The organism is Campylobacter sp. DY7, from assembly GCF_057802535.1.
The window spans coordinates 31,837-55,811 of record NZ_JBYJAU010000001.1; the positions used below are offsets into that span (position 1 = coordinate 31,837).

Sequence of the window (23,975 nt, forward strand, 5' to 3'; positions counted from 1 at the left end):
AAAATTATGATATTTAGCGATGAAGAGTTAATTGAGCCTTGCTTAAATGTATTAAAATCAAAGCTTCATATATTGCATAATGATGGCGGAGATTTAGAGTTTTTAGGTGTTAAAAATGGTGTAGTTTATATAAAATTACTTGGGGCTTGCCATGGTTGTGCTGCTGCAAATACTACATTAAAATTAGGGCTAGAAAGAGCTTTAAAAGAGCAAATTGATAATGATTTAACTTTAATCAACTTAGAAGGTGGAAAGGAAGCTTTCTTAAAACTATGAAAATACAAATTAATGAAACTTTTATAACAGATAATTCAAACGAATGTGAAAAGGGCTGTTATTTTCTAATTACGAATTCAAATTCCAAATACGAAAATGATGCAAAAAACAAAGGTGCTTTAATAATTAATGAAGAAGAAGCAAGAAAATTATTAAATATAAATAAAGATTTAAAAATAATAGGAATTACCGGAACTAATGGTAAGACCACAACGGCTGCTGCGATTTATTCAATATTAATCGATTTAGGAAAAAAGGTATTTTTATGTGGAACTCGTGGGGCTTTTTGTAATGATGAAAGAGTTGCAAATAAGTCTTTAACCACTGGATTTTTATTAGAATTATTAAGCTATTTAAAAATAGCTACCGATAATAATTGCGAATATTTTGTAATGGAAGTAAGTTCTCACGCAATTGCACAAAATCGCTATGGTAATATGAAATTCGCAGCTAAAATTTATACTAACTTAACTCAAGATCATTTAGACTTTCATAAAACATTTGAAAATTACGCTGAATGCAAGGCGAGTTTTTTTCAAGATGAGTGCTTAAAAATAATAAATCAAGATGCTTATAAATTTTCATACAATATAAAAGGCGCAATTACATATGGTATTGAAAATCCAGCTTTATATAGCGTTAAAGCTTATACTTTAAATGATGGAATTGACGCTGTATTTGCAATCAAAAATGAACTATATGAAATAAGCTCACCTTTAAGGGGTGTTTTTAATATTTATAATCTATTAGCTGCATTTGCTTGTGTAAATGAATTAGTTAAGCCAAATAAAGATGAATTGATTAATGCAATAGCAAACTATGCAGGTGTAATGGGAAGAATGCAACAAATTTCTAATAAATACGGAAGAGAAATCATAGTAGATTTTGCACACACACCTGATGGAATTGCAAATGTATTAGAAGCAATGAAACATAAAAAACTAATAGTAGTTTTAGGCGCAGGTGGTAATCGTGATAAAAGCAAAAGAACACCTATGGCAAAAATCGCTTGTCATTATGCAAAAACTTTATTTTTAACTAGCGATAATCCAAGAGATGAAGAGCCGATTGAAATTATAAAAGATATGATTGAAGGCTTAAGTGCTGAAGAGCTTAAAAATATAAATATAGTAATTGATAGAAAATTAGCTATATATAAAGCATTAATGGCACAAAATAAAAATGATTGTGTTATGATTTTAGGCAAAGGCGATGAAGATTATCAAGAAATAAAAGGTGTAAAATATCCATTCTTAGATGAAAAAGTTGCAATTGAATGCTTAGAAGAAATTAATAATTATGAAGAAAAACTTAAATTGAAAGGCGAATATGTTTAAAGATTTTGATTTTTCAAAAATGCAAGAAATGTTGCAAGATGTTCAAAACAAAGCAAAAGAATTTGAAAACGAACTTGTAAATAAAGAATTCGTAGCAAAAAGTGGTGCTGGAATGGTAGAAGTAAAAGTTAATGGAAAATTTCAAGTAATTGATATTAAAATTGATGATGATTTATTAAAAGATAAATCTTCTATGCAAATACTTTTGATTTCTGCTTTAAACGAAGCTTTAGAACAAGCTAGTGCAAATACTAAAAATATGGCTGCTGATATGTTTTTAAAGGGCGGGCAATGAAAAAGCTAGCATTATCTTTAATGCTTAGCATTTCTTTATTTGGGGTTGAGCGACCTACATTTGATGATTTTTTAGCTTGTTATGAAAAGAACAAATCAAGCATGTTAAATTATGAAGGCTTACCTGCTTTTGTTTTAGAAGAAAACCTTTTAGCAGTTATTAAACTACCGGAAACAAAGCTTAATTCATATATTAAATATGATCCATTTTTAAATCTTTATTTAGTAAGAACTGATTTTTCACTAATTAAACCTATAACCGATGATGAAACTAAAAAAACTAGAAATGATTGGCTAGGCGTAATTGACCCTAAAAAAGAATATATAGGTCATTTAAAATATTTAGCTCAAGGACTTTTTGAAAGAGATAAGCTAGATTTTAATACTAAAATCGGTTTATTAAACTCACCTTGCTGCAAGGTTTTAGGTATTAGTTTGCTTAATGGAGAATTTATAGGTAATCGCTATTTAAATCATTTTAAAAAATACAATGATGTTTATTGGGGCGATATAGGTGCAACTTTTACTCAAAGAGGGGATAGATATTTTGTAAATGGAATTACTTTTAATAGTAATTTAAGATTAAATGATGAGATTTTAAGCATTGATGATAAGCCTATTGAATCGCTTAGAGCTTTAAATGAAAGAATATTATTTGCAGAAAATCAAAGCACAATTTATCTAAAAGTTTTAAGAGATAATGAAGAGATTAATATAAGCTCAGTTGTTAGTCCTAAAATCTACGAACAACCTGTATTTACTACAAAAAAAGCTATCGTTAAAACTCAGATTTCAAATTCTTTAGGAATAAGCCTTGATAATAATTTAAATGTTATAGGAATTTCAAATAGGAATTTGGGTTTTAGACTTAAAGATAAAATCTTAAGAGTAAATAATGTTATCGTGCGTAATAAAGCAGAGTTTAATAAATTAGTTCAGCAAGGCGGAGTTTTAAATATATTAATTCAAAGATATATTAAAGACGAGAATAAAAATGGAGATTTTCAATTCTTCATCACTATAAACAAAGGAATATAAATGTTACAAAATATGTCAAATAATTTAAAGTTTTTAAGTGTAGATATGATAAATGCTGCAAATAGCGGACATCCTGGTGTAGCTATGGGGCTTAGCGATATTTTAGCAGTTCTTAGCACAAAGCTTAATTTAAACACAAAAAATCATATCAATCGTGATAGATTAGTGTTTTCAGGCGGTCATGCAAGCTCACTTATATATTCGTTTTTACATTTAAGTGGTTTTGATTTAAGTCTTGATGAGCTTAAAAATTTTCGTCAATTAGGCTCACTTGCAGCAGGTCATCCTGAGATTAAAACTCACGGAGTAGAGATTGATACAGGCCCATTAGGACAAGGTGTAGCAAATGCTGTTGGCTTTGCAATGGCTGCAAAGTTTGCAAGTGCGAGATTAAATAATTCTTTAAATCATAAAATCTATTGCCTTTGTGGAGATGGGGATTTAGAAGAAGGTATAAGTTATGAAGCTTGTTCTTTAGCAAATGTTCATAATCTTGATAATTTAGTATTAATTTATGATAGTAACGAAATTAGCATTGAAGGCGATGTAAAAAACGCATTTCGTGATGATATAGTAGCTAGATTTAATAGCGTTGGATTTGATGTGCTTACAATCAACGGACATGATTTTGATGAGATTAGTCAAGCTTTAGAAAAGACTAAAAACGCTAAAAAACCAAGCATAATTATTGCAAAAACTAAGATAGGCAAGGGTGCTTGCGAGTTAGAAGGTAGCGAGAAAACTCACGGCTCACCTTTAGGAAAAGACTTAGCGCTAAAAGCAAAAAAAGCAGCTTCTTGGAGCGAAGAAGAATTTTATATAGATGAAGTTGCAAAAAATGGCTTTAAAGAAATGATTAAAAGAAGTGATGAGTATTTTGCAAATTGGGATAAAGCTAATAAATTTAGCGAAGAACAACTTGAATTCATTGCTTATTTAGAAGGTAAAAAAGAATTAAATGTAGATTTTTCTAAATTAGATTTAAGCAAAAATTATGCTACAAGAGATAGCAACCACGCTTGTTTAAATGAAATTGCTAGAGCAATTCCTACATTTTTAGGTGGTTCAGCTGATTTAGCACCATCAAATAAAACTTATTTAAATGATTTTAAAGATTTAAAAGATGGTGGCAAAAACATAGCATTTGGTATTCGTGAGCATGCAATGGGAGCTATTGTTAATGCGATGGCTAGATATGGCTTACATCCGTTTTGTGCTACATTTTTAGTATTTAGTGATTATTTAAAGCCTTCAATTCGCCTTGCTGCACTTATGAACCTTAAGGCGTTTTTCGTATTTTCTCATGATAGCATAGGTGTAGGTGAAGATGGTCCAACACATCAACCAATAGAGCAAATCAGCACTCTTAGAAATATACCTAATTTATACACCTTCCGTCCTGCTGATATGGCTGAAAATATTGCTTGCTGGCAAATCGCACTTAAACTAAATAATCCAAGTGCATTTGCATTAAGTCGCTCAGCACTTCCTAGCTTAAATACTAGCATTCCTGATATTAGCAAGGGTGCTTATTTTGTAAAATATAATGATTTTGCAGACACTACAATAATTGCAAGTGGTAGTGAAGTAGCACTCGCACTTGAAGTTGCAAAAGATAAAAATATCAATGTATTAAGTATGCCTTGCTTTGAATTATTTGATAAAGAATTTGATAAATCTTTATTAAAAGGAAAGGTTATAGGAATTGAAGCTGCAAGGTCTTATGAATTATACAAATATTGCGATGAACTTATAATAATGGATAGTTTTGGTGCTAGTGGAAAAGAAAAAGATGTATTCAAACACTTTGGCTTTAGTGCTGATAAAATCAAGATTTAAAAATTAGGAATTTCTTTTGAAATTCCTAATTCAAATTCTTTGTAATTTTGAAAGAATTTGAAATAGGAATTAAACTTTAGGAATAATCGTGGAAAATTTGCATCAACCAACTTTAAGGGTTATAAAAGTATTAGAAACTTTGAAAAATTGTGATGAAGGTTTGAATATTAGCCAAATTGCTAAAGAATGCAGTATAAGCGTAGGGACTTTGCATCCTATTTTAAAAACCTTATGTGAATTAGATTATTTAACTTACGATAATAAAGTTTATAAATTATCTTTTTGTCTAAATCCTGAGCTAGAGCAAAGAAAATCAACAAAAGTTATTATTTATTATATGGATGAATTAGCTGCAAAAATTAAATTAAATGTTCAATTAGGTATGTTAAATGGTAAAAAGGTTATATATCTTCACAAAAGCGAAGGAAATGAAAAAATCGCTTTAAAAACAAAAGCAGGAGATGTTGCGAATGCAAATGCAACTGCTTTAGGTAAGGCATTATTATTTGATAAGACTTTGGCTGATTTAAAAAGAATATTTAAAAAGCAAATCTTAGAGCAAAACACTGCAAGAACGATTAATAATGTAAATGATTTATATGAAAATATTGAGTATTGTAAAAATCTAGGATATTCTTATGAATATGGAGAATATGACGATGATTTTTCTTGTTTTGCTGTGCCTATTAGAAAAAATAAAGAGATTTTCGCAGCAATTAGCGTAACGATTTTAAAATTTCATTTAAACGATGAGAAAAAAGAAATAATAACAACAGAATTGTTAAATTATAAAAAGATAATAGAAGAACATCTTTCATAAGTCATTATGAGAAAAATCTCATAATGAATTTAATTTTATTTTTAATAAAGAATTATTAGCCATTTCAGGAACTAATAGAGTTTTTGTGCTTTTATCATAAAACATATCAGCAGGACCTTTTAAGTCTCTTAAATTTAGCTTTTCTAATTTATTATTTGATAATTTATAAATATAGCCTTTTAATTCTTTGCCCCAGCTTGTAATTAATATATCTTTATCTACTTTTACTATTCCATCAAATTGCTCTAAATTATCGCTTAGTTTTTCAATGCTTTTATCACTAAGATTAATCTTTAAAATAGCTCCGCCATCTTTTTCGCTAGGATCATAGCCTACAACATACAAATAATTTTCATCAATTAATAAGCCATTTGGACCACCATTTTCTTTATCAATATTTAAATAATCAGAATATTTTCCACCATTTAAATCAACTTTATGGATTTTGTAAGTTCCTGTATCGCTTACTAAAAGTGTATTTGCATCAAGACTCTCAATAGCATTTAAAAATACTGCATCTTTAATCACTAATTTAAACACTTCTTTATAAGTATTAATATCAAAGCCATAAATTGTATCAATATCTACAACATATAAAACATCATCAATGATTTTCATACCTTTTGGAGCGTTTAAATCTTTTGCAAATACTTCTAATTTATCATTTTTCTTAGAAATTATATTTATATAGCCATCATTGTCTTTATTTAGTGGCTCTAATTTAGCTCCTACATTTGATACAAAAATATAATCATCATTTGCTATAACGCTTTCAGGTGAAGCAAAAGTATTGATTTCTTTAATTTCATAAGCACTAACAAAACTTAGTGCAACCATGCTAAAAATAATTTTCCTCATTTTTCTCTCCTTGTTTTTTTGTATAAATTATAAGAAAAAATAATTTTATTTTCTAATAGTTTTAATGTAAAAAATATAAGTTTTTTGCTTTTTGGAATTGTTTTGGGGTTGTTTTATATCTTTTTTTATATCTTGAAATAAACCAAGCAGGCGAGTTAAACCCAACTTCAAGGCAAATTTCTGTGATATTTTTATTTGAAAATTCTAATAAGAATTTTGCTTTTTCAAATTTTTTATTATCAAGCCATTCTTTAGCACTTATTCCAAAACTTTGCTTAAAACTTTTGCTAAAGCTAGTAAGCGACATATTTGAAAATTTTGCCATTTCTAAAACATTTTGAAAATCTTTTTCGCAATATGAAAATATTTGAAATAATGGTAATTTAAAATTAGTTATTATCGTTTTTAAAATGTAATAAAACTTTGATTATTTTTACTATAAAGTAGGGCTAAAAATAATTCTTCAAATTTTAATTTTATAATTTCTTCATTAGTTTTATAAGAAAAACAAGGCAAAAATGAAGTAAAAATTGAGTTTAAAAGCTCGTTTGAATTAAGCTTAAAAATATGCTCATCGGTAGCAAAATTACTAGTTAATAAAGATTTGTATTTATAAATTAATTCAATCAAAATGCTTTCTTTAAAACAAATAATGATTGAATTATAATAATTATTGCGAATGCAATCTTTTATTAAATATGAGCCTTTAGTAAAAAACAAAATCTCATTTTTATTAATAGTAAAATCTTGTTGTTTTGTATGAATTATTTTTTGACCTTCGTTTATAAAAACTAAAGCATAATCATCAAAGCATACTTCATAAAAATCATCATTTTTACTTTTTTCATAAAGGCAAAGATTAAGATAATTTGAATTAATCACCTTTTTACTAATTTTTCCTAATTCATTAGGTAAATATATCATATAAACTCTTTGGAATTTGAATAGGAATTAAAAAGGCCAAATAGTCTCAACTGCTTTAGTCCCCCAAGGCTTTTTAGTAGCCTTATCAATCTCTCCTTGAGTTGAATAAAGTATCTTAGCATCTGCGATATATTTACTCTCAATTGTGTTTTGCCCTGAGATATCATAAGGGCGAATTACTCCTGAGATTTGCACGATTTGTTTTTCGCCATTTATTAAAAGCTGTTTTTTTCCTTCTATAAAATAATTTCCATTAGCTAAAACTTTTATAACTCTAGCGCTTATCGTGGTTTGAAATTTTTCGTTTCTACTTGCTTGACCACTACCACTAAAATCACTAGTATTTTTAGTATTAAATCCTATATCAGTATTTTTATTAAGTTTTGATAATAATCCTGCGAATACTCCTGCGTTTAAATTAGTATTTGTAGATTTATTAGTGCTTTTGCTTGCTTTTGAGCTTTGCGAAGCATCTTCTTTTATGATTATTGTAACAATATCATTTACATTCATTGCTTTATTGTCGCTAAATAATGGGTTTGAGCCTTTGCCAAAGAGTGAGCCAGGACTTCCTAAATTATTTTCAGCCTTAGGTTCAATTTGTTCTACATAAGTTGGGGCTTTCATATCCATTTGTGGGTCTGCTAAGCCACAACCTGAAATTATTACGCCTAAAATAAAAGCATATATTTTTTTCACAAGATTTTCCTTATTTATTAATACTTTAGGCATATACTCTAGCAAAATTTAATCAATGAAGGAGTAGCAATGAATGCGATTTACTTTCAAAAAAGTAACAGGGAAAACCTAAATAATCTTGCTATTAAATTATCTAAAAAATACCCTAATATGGTAGTTTTTCAAGCACTTGCTTGTGAAGATGGTGTTTGTGGTTTAGATAAATTAAGTAAAGATTTTAATATCAAAACAGAATATTTATTTGATACACAAAGTGGAGTTAAGAAGTATTTAGAAAATGAGAATGCTTTTTATAAAAGTATAATTATCAAGTTTAATGAGCTAAAAGCTAAATATGATTTTGTTTTAGTTTCTAGTTTTGGTGCTTTTGGTGGTCTTGATACATTTTGGATTAATCTAAGACTTAGTAAAGAATTAAATCTAAATTATGTAATTGATAGTGATTTAACCAAATTTGAGTTTGCTAAAATTCATCATAACTATACTAGTTTATATAACGAAAACACAAGCATAGATGAATTATTAAATCTTAAAAAGCCTGAATATGTAAGTCCAATGGCATTTGAAGTTATGCTTGAAAGTAAAGCAAAAAGCGATATTAAAACAATAGTTTTACCAGAAGGAAACGATGAGCGTATTTTAAAAGCAGCTCATAAATTATTAGAAAGCAAAGCAGTAAAACTAATAATCTTAGGAAACAATAAAGAAATAGCACAAAAGGCTAGTGATTTAGGTCTTGACTTAGATGATGTAAAGACTTATAATCCAGGTAATTCATCATTAGATGATGAATGTGCTAATGCGCTTTTTGAAGCTAGAAAATCAAAAGGCATGACTATTGAACAAGCAAAAGAACTTATAAAAGATAGAAACTACTTCGGAACTCTTTTAGTTCATTTAGGCTATGCTGATGCTATGGTTAGTGGTGCTGCATGTTCTACTGCTGATACAATTCGCCCAGCTCTTCAAATAGTAAAAACCAAGCCAGGTGTAAAGAGTGTTAGTGGTGGATTTTTCATGTGCTTAAGTGATAAGGTATGGTATTTTGCAGATTGTGCAGTAACTCCAAATCCAACTCCTGAAAACTTAGCTGAAATAGCTTATGTTAGTTCAAAAACTTATGAAGCTTTTGGTTTTGAGCCAAGAGTGGCAATGCTTTCATATTCAACTGCAAATAGCGGAAGTGGCGTTAGTGTGGATTTAACCAAACAAGCTTGCGAGTTTGCAAAAGCTTATGAAGGATTAGTATATGATGGTCCTATTCAATTTGACGCTGCAGTAGATATTGCAACAGCTAGTAAGAAAATGCCTGATAGTAAGGTTGCAGGAAGAGCAAATGTATTTGTATTCCCTGATTTAAACGCAGCAAATATAGGTTATAAAGCAGTTCAAAGAAGTGCAGGAGCAATTGCAGTTGGTCCATTACTTCAAGGTTTAAACAAACCAATCAATGATTTAAGCAGGGGTTGTTTGGTTGAAGATATTGTAAATACATGCTTAATTAGTGCAATTCAAGCACAATAAATTATAAAAAGGAAAGAAAAATGAAAAAAGTATTAGTTTTAAACGCAGGTTCAAGCTCACTAAAGTTTCAATTATTTTTCAATGAAGATAGCGTTGCAAGTGGCTTGGTTGAACAAATTGGTGAAAGTAATTCAAGAGCAAAAATTAAATTTGATGGTAAAGAATTAGAGCATTTAGGTGGCATAAACAATCACGAAGATGGCTTAAAAGTAGTTCGTGATTTATTTGCAAAAAGCGGACTTTTAACAGATTTTAGCGAATTAGCAGCAGTAGGTCATCGTGTAGTTCATGGTGGAGATAAATTTATTAAAGCAACTTTAGTAGATGATAATTGCTTAAAAACTTTAGATGAATTAGTAAAATTAGCACCTTTACATAATCCTGCAAATATTTCAGGAATTAAAACAATTATAAGTCTTGCTCCAAGTGTTAAAAATGTTGCAGTATTTGATACAGCATTTCATCAAACAATGCCAGAAATCGCATATCGCTATGCAATAGCTAATAAATACTATGAAGAAGATGGCGTTAGAAGATATGGTTTTCATGGAACATCTCATGAGTATGTAACTCGCGAAGCAGAAAAATTCTTAGGCGTTCAAAATATTGATGCAATTACAGCTCACTTAGGAAATGGTGCAAGTATTAGTGCTATTAAAGGTGGTAAATGCGTGGATACTTCAATGGGTCTTACTCCACTTGAAGGTTTAATGATGGGAACTAGATGTGGGGATATTGATGCAGGGGCTTTATTTTATCTAGCATACAATAAAGGCTTAAGCGTTGTTGAACTTGATAAAATTTGCAATAAACAAAGTGGTTTATTAGGAATTTGTGGTGCTAATGATATGCGTGAAATTGAAGAAAATATGCAAAACGGCGATGAGAAAGCAAAATTAGCATTTGATATGTTTTGTTATAGAATAGCAAAATACATAGGCTCATACCTTGCAGTAACTCCTGCAAAAGCTCTAATTTTTACAGCTGGAATTGGCGAAAACGATGATTTAATGAGAGCAGCTGTTTGTAAGCAACTTGCACACCTTGGCTTTAGTATTGATGAAGAAAAGAATGCTAAGCGTGAAAAAGTAGCAAGAAATATAGCAAAAGCTGATTCAAAATATCCTATTTTAGTTATTCCAACAAACGAAGAATTATCAATTGCAAAGCAAACTTTAGCATTAATTTAAAAGAATTTGAATTAGGAAATTCCTAATTCAAATTCCAAAACTTTTTAATCTTTATTCTTTAATTTAATTATTTTTTGCATTAAGTCATAAATATAATTCTTTTATTTTTTCGTATATACAAAATATGATTTAACTTATACGAAAAGTAACACTTTTTAAAAATATTTGGAATTTTTGATTTAAATTAAATAATTTTTACCTTTTATGCAATATCTTTCATAAATACAAAAAATAAAATTTAATTTTTTTGTATATACAAAAAGTTAAGGAGAATAATATGGGAATACTTAAAGGAACTTTACCTGCTTTATATACACCATATAAAGATGATGGAAGTATTAATGAAGCTGAGTTTTTAAAAATGTGTGAATGGGGCATTGCTAATGGACTTGATGGTTTATTTTGCAATGGAAGTGCTGGAGATTCACAAGCAATGCCTTATGAGATGAAATCAAAAATGCTAGAGCTCTCAATTAAAGCTGCTAATAAAAAAGTGCCTGTTATTTGTGGAATAGGAAGTTGTATTTATCAAGAAAGCCTAGATCTTGCAAATGAAGCTTATAATAAAGGAGCTGATGCGCTTTTACTTATGATGCCGTATTATTATAAGTTTAATGATGATACGCTTTATACTTATGTAAAAGACTTACAAGCTAAAGTAAAGCTTCCACTTTATATTTACAATATCCCACTTTTTGCACCTGCGATGAGTTTAAATCTAATTGAAAAATTAAGCAAATTACCAAATATTGTAGGTATGAAAGATAGTAGTGGAGATGCGTTATTGCTAAATCATATTTTAGATGTTGTGCCAAGTGATTTTGATGTATTTGTGGGTCGTGAAGAGCATTATTTTGGAGCTTTAATGATGGGTGCAAAAGGTTCAATGACAAGTGCAGGATGTGTTTTCCCTGATATTATGAGTGCGATTTATAAAGCATATAATGAAAAAAAATATGAAAGAGCAATAAAACTTCAAAAAGCATTATTACCAGCTATTAGATTTGGAATGAGCTTATCATTTCCTATGGGATTTGCACTTTTACTTAAAGCTCGTGGTTTTGCATTCGCAAATAAAAGCATTCATCCACTAAGCGAAGAAACTCTAAAAGCACTTAGTGAAAAATTTGAATATGCAAAAGAATTAGTTAAAAACATAGAAAGTGCATTATGAAAAATAGATTTTTAAAAGTTAGCGAAATAGACAATGTCGCAACTGCAATAAGTGATTTAAAAAACGGCGAAGTTTTTGGCGATGTTACTTTGCTAAATGATATTAAAAGCGGACATAAATTCGCTTTAACCGATATTAAAAAAGGTGATTTTATCATTAAATACGGCGAAGTAATAGGAGCAGCTAGTATTGATATAAAAAAAGGCGAATGGGTTCATACAAACAATACTGAAGGCGTTCGTGGTAGGGGCGATAGCTGTGATAGTTCAAAATTAGAAAATGCTTTAAAATTAAGCATTGAGAGTGCAAACAAGAAAAACCTAAACGCACAAGATTCAAAGCATGAAAAGGTAGTTTTGAAAGGTTATAGAAGAGAAGATGGCAAGTTTGGCTTAAGAAATAAAGTCTTAATAATTCCAAGCGTTGTATGCGCTAATAAGGTTGTAGAAAATATAGCTCGTGCATGCCCTGAAGCTGTATATGTAACTCATCAGCACGGATGTAGCCAACTTGATTTTGATGCAGAGCAAACAAGAATGCTAATGGCAGGAAATTGTGCAAACTCTAATGTATATGCTGCACTTGTAGTAGGGCTTGGTTGTGAGACTATTAGCTCAAATTCGGTTAAAGAATTAGCTAAAAGTTTAGCACCTTATAAAGATGTAAGAGCGATTAGTATTCAAGAGCTAGGTGGTATTACAAATACAACAAATGAAGGTATAAAAATAGTTAAAGAAATGCTTGAAAATGCTAGTAAATGTAAATTGAGTGAAGGCGATTTTAGCGATATTATCTTAGGAACTGAATGTGGTGGAAGTGATGCTTATAGTGGGCTTAGTGCAAATCCATCGCTAGGAAGTCTAAGTGATTATGTAGTAGAAAATGGTGGAGCTGTAATTTTAGCTGAAACAACTGAGCTAATAGGAGCTGAAAATATCTTAGCAAGGCGTGCAATTAATGCTGAAGTTGAGAAAAAAATATATGAAAAAATCTATGGCTTTGAAGAAAATGTTAAAAACAGCGGCTCAGACATTCGTGGTGCAAATCCAAGCCCAGGAAATATAGCAGGCGGACTTACTACTATTGAAGAAAAAAGCCTTGGTTGTGTTTATAAAGCAGGGACAACTAAGGTTGTAGATGTGATTGATTATGCAATGCCAGTTACTAAAAAAGGTCTTACATTCATGGATACTCCAGGAAATGATATAGAGCAGCTTAGTGCTATGGTAGCAGGTGGGGCGAACTTAGTTGTATTTACAACAGGTCGTGGAACTCCAACAGGAAGCCCTACAACTCCAACGATTAAGCTAAGTACAAATAATTTTTGCGCCACAAATATGGCTGATGTAATTGACTTAAATGCTGGTGAAATCGTAGATGGTAATAAGTGTAAAGAAGACATTAGAGATGAGTTAATTGAATTAATTATAAGAATAAGCGAAGGTAAATTAACAAAAGCAGAAATCAATAAACAAAATGATTTTAGCGTTTGGAGACTTGCAACAACTTGTTAAGTCGTAATCAAAGGAGGATTACATGGAAAAAATAGTAAATAAAATGTATTTAAAGATAATGCCTTTAATACTTTTAATGTTTTGCTTAGCAATGCTGGATAGATCAAACATTGCTTATGTAAAAGATTATATTGCAATTGATGCGGGTATAAGCAATAGTGCTTATGCTTTAGGGGCTGGGATATTTTTTATAGGTTATGCAATATTTGAAGTTCCATCAAATTTGTTATTACATAAACTAGGAGCAAAAGTATGGCTTAGTAGAATTATGGTAACTTGGGGACTTGTTTGTATGGCTATGATGTTTATAAAAGATGAAACAAGTTTTTATATTCTAAGATTTTTATTAGGACTTAGCGAAGCTGGATTTAGTCCTGGAGTTATTTTATATCTTAGTTATTTTTTCCCTACTGCATATAGGTCAAAAGCTTATGGCTTTTATCAATTAGGAGCTCCATTAGCTCTTATGCTTGGTGGCGTTATTACAGGGGCTATTTTAGATTACGCACCTAGCATTTGGTTTAAAAACTGGCAATGGATGTTTATTATTCAAGGAGCAATTACGGTAGTAGTAGGTGTTTATGCATTTTTTAAGCTTGCTAGCAAACCAGAAGATGCTAAGTATTTAAGCGAAGAAGAAAAACAAATTTTATTAAATGAACTTGCAAAAGAACAAGCAAGTAAAAAAGATTGTAATACAAGTAAAGCTTTAACTTCTTTATTAGTATGGAAATTTGTTTTAGTTTATTTTGCAATACAGCTTAGTGTTTATGGGGTTTTATTTTATTTACCGACACAAGTATCGCATTTTTTAGGAACTAGTGTAGGTTTAAAAGTTGGGCTTATTAGTGCAATTCCTTGGCTAGTAGTATTAATTGCTCTACCTATTATTACAAGTTATGCTGATAAATTAAAGTCTTGGAGTTCTTTTAGTATTGCATTGTTATTTTTAGCAGTGTTATGTATGTTTATATCTGTATTTATGAATTCTTTAGCTTTATTTATTTTATTTATTTCGTTAGCTGCTGTTGGTTTTATTGTAATTCAGCCTATTTTTTGGAATCTACCAACACAAGTTTTAAAAGGAACTGGTGCAGCTGCTGGAATTGCTTTAATTGGAGCTTTAGGAAATCTTGGTGGCTTTGTTGCACCTAATTTAAAAACCTTAGCAGAAAATCAATTTAATAATTCTTATGCAGGTTTAATTGCTTTATGCTTGGTTGCATTCTTAGGTGTGCTTATGTTAATTCATTTAAAAAAATCTTACAAAAATATTAAATAAGGAGAAATTATGGATTTAGGATTAAAAGGAAAAGTTGTAATCGTTACAGGTGGTGGTAAAGGAATTGGTGGTGGCATTAGCAAATGCCTTGCGGCTGAAGGTGCAATTCCTGTTATCGTATCTCGCTCTAAGCTTGATAGTGATTTTGAGACAGAGATTAAAGCACTTTGCCCAAATTATGGCTTTTATCAATTAGATTTATCAAAATGGCAAGAAATTAGTGCAGTTGTAGAGCAAATTGTAGCTAAATACGGCTCAATTTATGCGCTTGTTAATAATGCAGGTATGAATGATAATCTTCATATTGAAAGTGCTACAACGCAAGATCTTATTAAAAGTTATGAGAGTAATTTATTTCATTATTATGAAATGACAAAATGCTGCCTTCCTTATATTAAAAAAGAGCAAGGAAGTATCTTAAATATTTCAAGCAAAACAGGTATCACAGGACAAGGAAGAACCACAGCATACGCAAGTGCAAAAGGCGCTCAAATAGCAATGACAAGAGAGTGGGCTTGCGCTTTTGCTCCTGATAATGTTCGTGTAAATTGCATTTGCCCTGCTGAAGTTTGGACTCCACTTTATGAAAAATGGATTAAAAACTTCCCAGACCCTGAAAAGCAATATCAAGAAATTGCAAAATTCATTCCACTAGGACATCGTTTCACAACTTGCGAAGAAATCGCTGATACTGCTGTATTTACAATAAGCCCAAGGGCATCTCATACAACAGGACAAATCTTAACGCCAGATGGTGGTTATATGCATCTTGATCGTGCATTAAATTGGGAAAACTAAAGGAGAAAAAATGAATAAAAATGTAAAAATTGCAATAGGATTAGTAACATCTTTATTTTTCTTATGGGGTGTTAGTTATGGACTTGTAGATGTTATGAATAAAAACTTTCAAAACCATTTAGGAATTACTCAACAAAATAGTGGTCTTTTACAAATGGCTTATTTTGGAGCGTATTTTGTAATGGCACTTCCAGCTGGTTGGATTGCTTCAAGATTTTCTTATAAGATAGGAATTATTACAGGGCTTGCACTTTATGCAATTGGTTGCTTACTGATAATTCCAGCTACAAATATGGCTAGTTTTAATATGTTCTTATTTGCTTTCTTTGTTCTTGCTTGCGGACTTGGAGCGCTTGAGACTAACGCAAACCCTTATATGACAAAACTTGGCGATGAGAAAAACGCTTCATTTAGAATTAATGCGGCTCAAAGCTTTAATGGTTTTGGACAATTTGTTGGACCTATTATTGGTGGTAGCTTATTCTTATCAATCACTCATAGTGGCGAAAACGCAACAGCAGCTGAAAAAGAACAAGCATTACTTGAAAATATGTTTAATGTTCAAATGGTTTATGTAGGAATTGCTTTAATAGTATTTTTAATCTTACTTGCATTCGTATTTAACAAAATCCCAGAAGGTAGTGAAGTAAGTGGTGAAGCCGAAGTTAAAGACAATTCAAAAGCAAGTGATGTATTTAAACATAAGCATTTTAATTTAGGAGTATTAGCTCAATTTTTATATGTTGCAGCTCAAGTTGGAGCAGGAGCATTCTTTATAAACTATGCAGTAGAACATACTGCAAGCCTTGGCGATGCTGCTTTAAGTGATGAAAAGGCTGCGTATTTCTTCTCAGCTGCACTTGTAGCATTTATGATAGGAAGAATTGTTACAACTCCACTTATGAAAGTAATGAAAGGCGAGAGCATTTTAGGTATTTATTCACTTATAAATGTTGCATTATGCTTTTATTTATATGTAGCTGATGGAATGATTAGTGTTTATGCTTTAATTTTAATATTTTTCTTTATGAGTATTAGTTTTCCTACTATTTTTGCAGTTGCTACAAAAGATTTACCACTAAATCAAGTAAAACTTGGTGGCTCAATCTTAGTAATGAGTATTTGCGGTGGTGCAATAATGCCTACAATTATGGGAGCTATAAATGATAGTTATGGCACAGGTGCAGGATTTTTAGCTTTAGCTCCTTGCTTTTTATATGTAGCATTATATAGCTTTTTATGGACTAAAAAATCATGAAAGTAATTGATACACACTTTCATATATGGCAACAAAATGACGCTAGTTGGGTGCAAAATGCCCCAACTAGACTAAGGCGTGATTTTACTTTTCTTGAATACTTAGCTGAATTTAGTGAATGTGATTTTTTAGGCGGTGTTTATGTGGAAATAAACGCAGATGAGCCAAAAGCAGAAAGTGCTAAAATGCTTAGCTTTAAACATGAAAAATTACTTGCTTTATGCCTTGCTACAATAGGAGCAAATAGCTTTAGAGAAGTTTTACACACAAAGCAAAGCGGATATTGTTTAGGTAGTGAGTTTAAAAAAACGATTAATTTAGTAAATGCAAATGATTTATTGTTTGAAGTTTGCATAAACGAAAACGAACTAAGTAATTTTAATAAAATTATTAAGGAATTTAAAACAGGAATTATCTTTAATCATTTTGCAAATATTAAGGATTTTAGTGGCAAAGATACCTTAAAACAAATTGCTAAAAAAGAAAATGCTTATATGAAATTATCATGCCAAGATGATTTTGTTTTAGGTAAAGATTATTCAAAATTACTTGATATGGCTTTTAATATTTTTGGCGAAGATAGAATTTGCTTTGGCTCAAATTATCCTGTAAGTGAGCTAAAACCAAATGAGTGGATTAGAATAATTGATAGTCATTTTAAAAGCGATGATTTAAAAGAAAAGATTTTTTATTTAAATGCAAAAGAAATTTATAAAATAAAGGAGATTTAATGCAAAGATTTGGACAAATTATCAAAGTTATTCCAGAAAAATTAGCTGAATACGAAAGACTTCACGCAAACCCTATGCCAGGCGTAAATGAGATGATAAAGGCTTGCAATATTCGTAATTATTCAATTTATAATTTTGGTGAGTATTTATTCGCATATTTTGAGTATGTAGGAACTGATTTTGATGCTGATATGGCAAAAATGGCAGCAGATGAGAATACACGCAAATGGTGGGCTTGCACAGACCCATGCCAAATATCACTTGGCTATGCAGGTCAAAAATGGCTAAATATGAAAGAAGTTTATCATTTAGATTAGGAAAGTAATTCCTAATCTAAATTCTTTTACGAGTGTTAATTGTAAATCTTTAATATTCCTAAAAAATAAGGGGATTATTATGAAAAACAATTTAAAAAATAGCAAAAGAATCGTAATTAAAGTAGGCACATCAACTCTAACTTACGAAAACGGAAATCTAAACCTTGGTTTAATTAGCAAATTAGCATGGGTTTTAACTGATTTGAAAAATCAAGGCAAAGATGTGATTTTGGTTACTTCAGGAGCAATCGGAGTAGGTTCAAAGAAATTAGGCTTTAAACAAAGACCTAAAGAAACGAAAGAAAAACAAGCAGCAGCAGCAATAGGACAAGCTGAACTTATGCATATTTATCAAAACGCATTTTCAACTTTTGGTTGTTTTGTTGCTCAAATTTTATTAACAAAAGATGATTTTGAAATAGAACAAAGAAAGATAAATACCCAAAATACTTTAAATACTTTATTAAAATATGAAATTATCCCCATAATTAATGCAAATGATACTATTTCAACTTATGAGATTGAATTTAGCGATAATGATAGCTTATCAGCTAGTGTTGCAGTGCTTAGTGGTGCTGATTTGCTTATGATTTTAAGCGATATTGATGCTTTTTATACAGCAAATCCTAAAAACAATCCTAACGCAAAAAGAATTGCTTATGTAGAAAAAATAACAGATGAAATCATGAATATGGGAGAAGATAAAGGCAGTGAGTTTAGTGTAGGCGGAATGAAGACTAAACTTCAAGCTGGTTTGGTTTGTGCTAAAGCTGGTATTAAAATGGCTATATTAAACGGAGATAATCCTATGAATATAACAGAAGTTTTAGCAGGAGCTGATATAGGAACGATTTTTGGATAAGGAAGAAAAATGCTAGAAATTTTAGGAAATAATGCAAAACTTGCTAAAACAAAGATTATAAAACTTAGCACAAAGCTTAAAAACGAAGTATTAAACGAATGTGCGAATGAGCTTTTAGCAAATAAAGATGAGCTTTTAAAAGCTAATTTAAAAGATATAAACGAAAATATTAATCTAAAAAGTGCTTTCGTTGATAGGCTTAGATTAAATGAAAGCAGAATAGAAAATATGGCAAATACTTTAAGAAATATTGCATTATTAGATGATGTGATTAATCAAGTAGTATTTGGTAAAACTTTAGAAAATAATCTTAAATTAGAGCAAGTTAGAGTGCCTTTAGGAGTTGTTGCAATTATTTTTGAATCTCGCCCTAATGTTTGTGTAGATGCTTTTGCTTTATGTTTTAAGAGTTCTAATGTGGTGATTTTAAGGGGTGGAAAAGAAGCACTTAACACTAATTTATTTTTAGTTTCAATTTTTAAAAAAGTATTAAAACGCTTTAATTTAGATGAAAATTTCGTTCAAATCATAAGCGATACAAACAAAGAATTAGTAAAAAGTCTATTAAAAATGAATAATTACATAGATGTAGTAATTCCTAGAGGAAGTGCTAGTTTAATTAATGAAGTTAAGAACAATAGCACCATTGCTTGTATTCAAACAGGAGTTGGAAATTGTCATATTTATGTTGATTATAATGCAAAATTAGAAAATGCTTTAAAAATCATTGATAATGCAAAAAGACAAAGACCAGGGGTATGTAATAGCGTAGAAACTTTATTAATCCACGAAGATATTGCAAAAACTTTGCTACCTTTAGTGCAAGAGCGTTTAAGTGATGTTGAGCTAAGAGTTTGCGAAAAATCTTGCAAATATTTAACTAGATTTGTTAAAGCAAGCAAAGAAGATTACGAAGATGAATTTGAGGATTTAATCCTAGCGATTAAAATAGTAAGCAATGTAGATGAAGCTATATCTCACATTCAAAAATACAGTACAAATCATTCAGAAGCAATCATTTCAGAAGATTTTACTAATATTAATAAGTTTTTAGATGAGTTAGACTCAGCTTGTATTTATGTAAATGCAAGCACTAGATTTAGCGATGGTGCGGAGTTTGGCTATGCAGCAGAAATTGGTATTAGCACACAAAAACTTCACGCAAGAGGTCCAATGGGACTTAAAGAACTAACTACTACAAAATACAAAATCATAGGCGACGGACACATAAGAGCTTAAAATTTGTGGAATTTGAATTAGGAATTTAAACCAAATTCCTATTTTAAATTCTTTGAAAATCAATAAACTTTATCAAAAAAAAAAAAAAAAAAAAAAAAAAAAAAAATAGAAATTGAATTAAATATTTGCGATAAATTTTAAGCAAATTTTAAAAAACTATTTACTAAGATTAAGCCTTGCTTTAAGCAAAAATTTATTTTAAGGAGATGTCATGGTAAGACACAAAACGGGGGGGGGGTATTTAAGCTCTCATTAGTTGCAAGTGCATTAATCTTAAGCACTAGCTTAAACGCTTTAGAGTTAAACAAAGCTACTCACGCAGAAGCTGAGAAAGACTACTACAAAATTACAAGTGATATTACTGAAAATATTACTATTAAAAACTACGGAAAAGCAACTTTTCAAGAAGACATGGGTCTTAAAAAAATTACAGGTGATATTGTAAATAATGGAGCGTTTTTATTAGACCATGAAGGCGGTGGCGTTCATAAAGAACATGTTTTAACAGGTGGTTTTACAAATAATAAAAGCTTAGTTGATTTTAATCAAGCCTTAATTGACCCACAATTTACAGAAGAAAAAGTAGGTTTTTTTAAAAAACTTTTAAGTTTAAATAAAAACTACAAAATCAATGGTTTGATTGATGGAATTCAAGTAGATCTTGCAGAAGGTAAAAAAATTACAAACAATAGTGGTTTGCATGTATCAAATATAGAGATTAAATCTTTAGGAACTACAATTGAGAATAATGATTTATTTGTTTTAGATGAAGGTGCTATTGAAAGTAGTAGTGGTGTAGCTATTAGTGGAAATGGAGATGTGATTTTACTTGATGCTGATGTAAATGGTAGCGTAAGTGCTAAAGATTTATATGTAATGGGAACACCAGTTGGAAATGATAAGCCACTTATAGCAAGAGAGCCTAGTATTCCACATGGAAAACAAACAAGTGATTTATATGGTGGAGATATAACAAGCTCTAATTTAGCTAAATTTGAAACAGCTGTAATCGGCGGTAAAGTTACAGCAAATACTAAAGCAAGTGCAAATAATTCATTCTATGGCTTTAATACGACTTTTCAAGGTGCTATTGATAATCAAAACGGCAAAGCTAGATTTATTCTTTCAGACATTCAAAACGGAGTTAAGAGTAAAGGCGATATAGAAATCTATGGAACAAAAATAAATGGTAATGTAGAAACAGAAGGAAAATTCATAAGTGGAGCTCATCAAAAAGAATTAGCGAATAAGCATTTCGCAAGTCTTTTAAATAGTGAAAAAATAGCAAGTGCTGAAGATATGAAGAAACTTGATGAGATAATGGGAAATGAAGAAAATTTCTTACCACTTATTAAAGCAGCGACTTCAAACAATCATACAGAAATAGATAGCACTACATTTTATAAAGACGCTTTAAAATATGTAGATAGTGAAGACTTAATATCAGGAGATTTGATAGCTAATGGCGGTATTGATACAACTGGTTTTGAAATGAAAGGAACTGGGGTTGTTAGGGTTGCTAAAGGCGATATAAATACTATTGTTAGCAGTTTTGAAAATACAGGTGGTGTTTATATTACAGAAGGTAATTTAAATGCTAATAACACAGAATTTGCAAGTGATGTAAATATTGCTAAGGGTGATTTAAATGCTTTAGGAAATTTATTGACCGATAAAGCTGATAAAAGTGGTTTAAATCCTGCATTTTCTTATATTGACAATGATGATGCAGTTAATACAATGTCAAGATTTAAAAATATCAATGTAAATGATGGAAATATAAGCCTAACAAATACTTATGCAGAAGGAATCATAGCAAACGATAAAGCTACAAGTTCTAAAACAATTACTCTTAAAAATGCAGTTATAAACAACCTTACACACGGAGCAAATAAAAAAGACGCAGAGTTTAATGTAAATGCAAATAAAGCATTATTTGGTGAAAGCGTTATAAACTATGGCTCAATAAATGCTGTTAGCTCAGTGTTTGATAAAGATGTTAAAACCAAAAACCTAAGCTTAAGCGGAATTGTTGAAGATGTAGAAAGGCTAGATAAAGAAGCAGGAGAGTATCACGGAGAGATTAGCTATAACGCTAATATCGCAGCTTCAAATAATCTAAGCTTAATAGGAATTGAGAGTGCTTATAAATTAGATAAGAGTGCTAATACTACACTTTTACAAGCAAAAAATATAAACATTACTAGTTCAGCTATTAAAGGTCAAGTTATAGGTAATGCTGATATTAGCGATGATTTAACTACTGGTGTAATGGCAAGCGGTGTAAGTGCTGCTAATTTTTATAAAGACCCTATCTCAAAAGGTTCAAACATTAATCTAAATAACGCTATTGTATTTGGCGATATAAAAGCAGATAAGCTAAATGCAAATGGCTCTAAGATTACAGGTAGAATCTTAGCAAATGATTTAAATGCAAGCAATAATACATTTATTATGGGTGGCACAAATAATACATTCCTTGGCACAATGATTGCAAGAAATAGCACAAGTGGAGCAAATAACGAAATAGGATTGCTTGGTTTAAGTGTAAATAATGGCAAAGCCGATGCAACTAATCTAGCAAACCTACCATTAGCTTTATTAAAGGTTGGAGCTGGCACAGCAAACGCTGAAAATTTTGTAACAAAAATCGGTGTTTATGATGGGCTAAGTGTATATTCACTAGATAAGAAAAACATCTTAAGCGGAACATTAAAGCAAACTGATGGCGATTATATTTACTATTCAGTAGTAGCAAATCCTGTTAATGCAGCTACTAGTAGAGCAAGTGTGCTTGCAAGTAGTACTAGTGATAATTTTAGTGCTGATAGCAAAAGTGGTGCTGATAAGAGTATTTTGGATAATGCAAGTTCAAGCGTAGGAGCAATTGCTCAAAATGCAAGTGATGTTGCAAAAGGAACTGCAAGTGATGAGGTAATGGCAAAGGCAAACAATACTGCAAATGATACAAGCAAGATTGTAGCAAATGAAGCAAGCCTTGATAAAGCAATTGAAGAAGCACAAGCAGATATTAAAAACGCAGCAATTGAAGAAGCTGTAAAAGTAGAAAATACTTCAACAAATGGCAATGAAATTGAGCTTACTTTAAAGGGTGCTAATACAAAGGCATTAAAAGATGCAAAAAATATGCTAAATCAAACTTATTATTCTTATGTTAGCGAATGGAATAATCTAAACAAAAGAATGGGCGAACTAAGAAATAATAATGGCAAAAACGCTGGAATTTGGATTAGGAATTTCGGTGGAGAGGGCAAGATTGATAATGCTAAGATTAAGTATTATGAAGTGCAATTTGGTGCAGATAAACAAACTAGCACAAATTACGGCGAACTTTATACAGGTGTAATGGCAAATATAGGTCAAAATACAAGCAATTCAAGTGATTCAAAGGTTAAAAATCACGGCTTTGGTGCTTATGTTAGTTTAGTTGGAAATGATGGTTTATATATTGATGCGACTGCAAAATATACTCATCATAAATCTACATTTAAAGATAATGTATGGTTAGGCGATTTAAAAGACAGCGGAAGTGGTTTCTTAGGAAGTGTTGAAGCTGGATATAGAATGGGAAGTGATTTTTATCTTGAGCCTAGTGCTGAGCTAATCGTTGGCTATATCCCTATGACTAATCTAAAAGGTAATGATAAAGTTACTTTAAAAAGTGAAGGTAAGTTTATGAGTGCAGCTAAAGTTGCTTTAAGCGCTGGTGCAAATATTAATGATAGCTTTGGTTTAAGAGCTAGCGTTGGTGGGGCATTTGATTTAAACAAAACTCCTACTATAACACTAAGTGATGGCACAACTACAAGAGTTGAAAAAGGCTTTAAAGATAGTCGTGGATTTGCTAGTGTAGGAGCTAATTTTAACTTAGGAAACAATACTAAGTTTAGCTTAGATGCTGAAAAATCATTTAGTGGTAAGTATAATACAAACTACAATATAAACGGAACTTTAAGATATTCGTTCTAAGAAAAGCCCTA

Annotated in this window: 22 protein-coding genes and 1 pseudogene; 19 read left to right on the forward strand and 4 right to left on the reverse strand. The window is 30.5% G+C overall.

The window, feature by feature from the left end:
- Positions 1-3 precede the first annotated feature (3 nt).
- The 6 genes from AC1B00_RS00165 to AC1B00_RS00190 all read left to right on the forward strand — a co-directional run bounded on the left by AC1B00_RS00165 (position 4) and on the right by AC1B00_RS00190 (position 5,604).
- The gene (locus AC1B00_RS00165; protein ID WP_239818530.1) at positions 4-276 is read left to right on the forward strand and encodes a NifU family protein; all 273 of its coding nucleotides are present in this window, start codon (positions 4-6) and stop codon (positions 274-276) included.
- The gene (locus AC1B00_RS00170) at positions 273-1,613 is read left to right on the forward strand and encodes a UDP-N-acetylmuramoyl-L-alanyl-D-glutamate--2,6-diaminopimelate ligase (RefSeq protein WP_488847565.1); all 1,341 of its coding nucleotides are present in this window, start codon (positions 273-275) and stop codon (positions 1,611-1,613) included. Before AC1B00_RS00165 ends, AC1B00_RS00170 begins: the two co-directional genes overlap by 4 nt.
- Positions 1,606-1,908: a YbaB/EbfC family nucleoid-associated protein gene (locus AC1B00_RS00175; RefSeq protein WP_239818380.1), complete on the forward strand. Its 303-nt coding sequence runs from the start codon at positions 1,606-1,608 to the stop codon at positions 1,906-1,908. The genes AC1B00_RS00170 and AC1B00_RS00175 overlap by 8 nt, the downstream gene beginning before the upstream one ends.
- Positions 1,905-2,945 (forward strand): DUF7488 domain-containing protein, encoded by a 1,041-nt coding sequence (locus tag AC1B00_RS00180; RefSeq protein WP_488847566.1) that lies wholly within the window; start codon positions 1,905-1,907, stop codon positions 2,943-2,945. The genes AC1B00_RS00175 and AC1B00_RS00180 overlap by 4 nt, the downstream gene beginning before the upstream one ends.
- The gene (locus tag AC1B00_RS00185) at positions 2,946-4,784 is read left to right on the forward strand and encodes a transketolase family protein (RefSeq protein WP_488847567.1); all 1,839 of its coding nucleotides are present in this window, start codon (positions 2,946-2,948) and stop codon (positions 4,782-4,784) included.
- 88 nt (positions 4,785-4,872) lie between these two features.
- Complete coding sequence (locus AC1B00_RS00190; RefSeq protein ID WP_488847569.1) at positions 4,873-5,604, forward strand: IclR family transcriptional regulator; 732 nt, start codon at positions 4,873-4,875, stop codon at positions 5,602-5,604.
- An 18-nt stretch (positions 5,605-5,622) separates the two neighbouring features.
- Here AC1B00_RS00190 and AC1B00_RS00195 read toward each other — a convergent pair whose 3' ends face one another.
- From AC1B00_RS00195 to flgH, 4 genes are all read right to left on the reverse strand, one after another.
- Positions 5,623-6,462, reverse strand: coding sequence for an NHL repeat-containing protein (locus tag AC1B00_RS00195; RefSeq protein WP_488847570.1), 840 nt, complete (start codon positions 6,460-6,462; stop codon positions 5,623-5,625).
- 61 nt (positions 6,463-6,523) lie between these two features.
- Positions 6,524-6,787 carry a helix-turn-helix domain-containing protein gene (locus AC1B00_RS00200; RefSeq protein ID WP_488847571.1) on the reverse strand — a complete coding sequence of 88 codons (264 nt, stop codon included), beginning with the start codon at positions 6,785-6,787 and terminating at the stop codon, positions 6,524-6,526.
- A gap of 80 nt (positions 6,788-6,867) precedes the next feature.
- Positions 6,868-7,386, reverse strand: a complete 519-nt coding sequence (locus AC1B00_RS00205; RefSeq protein WP_488847573.1) for a hypothetical protein — start codon at positions 7,384-7,386, stop codon at positions 6,868-6,870.
- A 27-nt stretch (positions 7,387-7,413) separates the two neighbouring features.
- Entirely contained in the window at positions 7,414-8,085 is a 672-nt protein-coding gene (gene flgH / locus AC1B00_RS00210; protein WP_239818386.1) for a flagellar basal body L-ring protein FlgH, read from the reverse strand.
- A gap of 69 nt (positions 8,086-8,154) precedes the next feature.
- On the opposite strand from flgH, the gene pta reads away from it, so the two are divergent.
- From pta to AC1B00_RS00275, 13 genes and pseudogenes are all read left to right on the forward strand, one after another.
- Entirely contained in the window at positions 8,155-9,609 is a 1,455-nt protein-coding gene (pta, locus tag AC1B00_RS00215; protein ID WP_488847574.1) for a phosphate acetyltransferase, read from the forward strand.
- A 20-nt stretch (positions 9,610-9,629) separates the two neighbouring features.
- Entirely contained in the window at positions 9,630-10,799 is a 1,170-nt protein-coding gene (locus AC1B00_RS00220) for an acetate kinase (protein WP_488847575.1), read from the forward strand.
- A 277-nt stretch (positions 10,800-11,076) separates the two neighbouring features.
- The gene (locus tag AC1B00_RS00225; RefSeq protein ID WP_488847577.1) at positions 11,077-11,973 is read left to right on the forward strand and encodes a dihydrodipicolinate synthase family protein; all 897 of its coding nucleotides are present in this window, start codon (positions 11,077-11,079) and stop codon (positions 11,971-11,973) included.
- Positions 11,970-12,227, forward strand: a pseudogene (locus AC1B00_RS00230) (UxaA family hydrolase); the annotation flags it as partial. The gene AC1B00_RS00225 and the pseudogene AC1B00_RS00230, both read left to right, overlap by 4 nt.
- Before the next feature lie 102 nt (positions 12,228-12,329).
- Positions 12,330-13,487, forward strand: a complete 1,158-nt coding sequence (locus AC1B00_RS00235) for a UxaA family hydrolase (RefSeq protein WP_488847766.1) — start codon at positions 12,330-12,332, stop codon at positions 13,485-13,487.
- Positions 13,488-13,509: 22 nt separating this feature from the next.
- The gene (locus tag AC1B00_RS00240; protein WP_239818390.1) at positions 13,510-14,769 is read left to right on the forward strand and encodes an MFS transporter; all 1,260 of its coding nucleotides are present in this window, start codon (positions 13,510-13,512) and stop codon (positions 14,767-14,769) included.
- 9 nt (positions 14,770-14,778) lie between these two features.
- On the forward strand, positions 14,779-15,567 hold the full coding sequence (locus AC1B00_RS00245; RefSeq protein ID WP_488847578.1) for an SDR family oxidoreductase: 789 nt from the start codon (positions 14,779-14,781) through the stop codon (positions 15,565-15,567).
- 10 nt (positions 15,568-15,577) lie between these two features.
- Positions 15,578-16,825 (forward strand): L-fucose:H+ symporter permease, encoded by a 1,248-nt coding sequence (gene fucP / locus AC1B00_RS00250; RefSeq protein WP_488847579.1) that lies wholly within the window; start codon positions 15,578-15,580, stop codon positions 16,823-16,825.
- Positions 16,822-17,556 (forward strand): amidohydrolase family protein, encoded by a 735-nt coding sequence (locus tag AC1B00_RS00255; protein ID WP_488847581.1) that lies wholly within the window; start codon positions 16,822-16,824, stop codon positions 17,554-17,556. Before fucP ends, AC1B00_RS00255 begins: the two co-directional genes overlap by 4 nt.
- Positions 17,556-17,873 carry an L-rhamnose mutarotase gene (locus tag AC1B00_RS00260; RefSeq protein WP_239818394.1) on the forward strand — a complete coding sequence of 106 codons (318 nt, stop codon included), beginning with the start codon at positions 17,556-17,558 and terminating at the stop codon, positions 17,871-17,873. The genes AC1B00_RS00255 and AC1B00_RS00260 overlap by 1 nt, the downstream gene beginning before the upstream one ends.
- A 79-nt stretch (positions 17,874-17,952) precedes the next feature.
- Entirely contained in the window at positions 17,953-18,735 is a 783-nt protein-coding gene (gene proB, locus AC1B00_RS00265; protein ID WP_336611608.1) for a glutamate 5-kinase, read from the forward strand.
- Positions 18,736-18,744: 9 nt separating this feature from the next.
- Positions 18,745-19,974: a glutamate-5-semialdehyde dehydrogenase gene (locus AC1B00_RS00270; RefSeq protein ID WP_488847582.1), complete on the forward strand. Its 1,230-nt coding sequence runs from the start codon at positions 18,745-18,747 to the stop codon at positions 19,972-19,974.
- A gap of 411 nt (positions 19,975-20,385) precedes the next feature.
- Complete coding sequence (locus AC1B00_RS00275; RefSeq protein WP_488847584.1) at positions 20,386-23,964, forward strand: autotransporter outer membrane beta-barrel domain-containing protein; 3,579 nt, start codon at positions 20,386-20,388, stop codon at positions 23,962-23,964.
- Positions 23,965-23,975 lie beyond the last annotated feature (11 nt).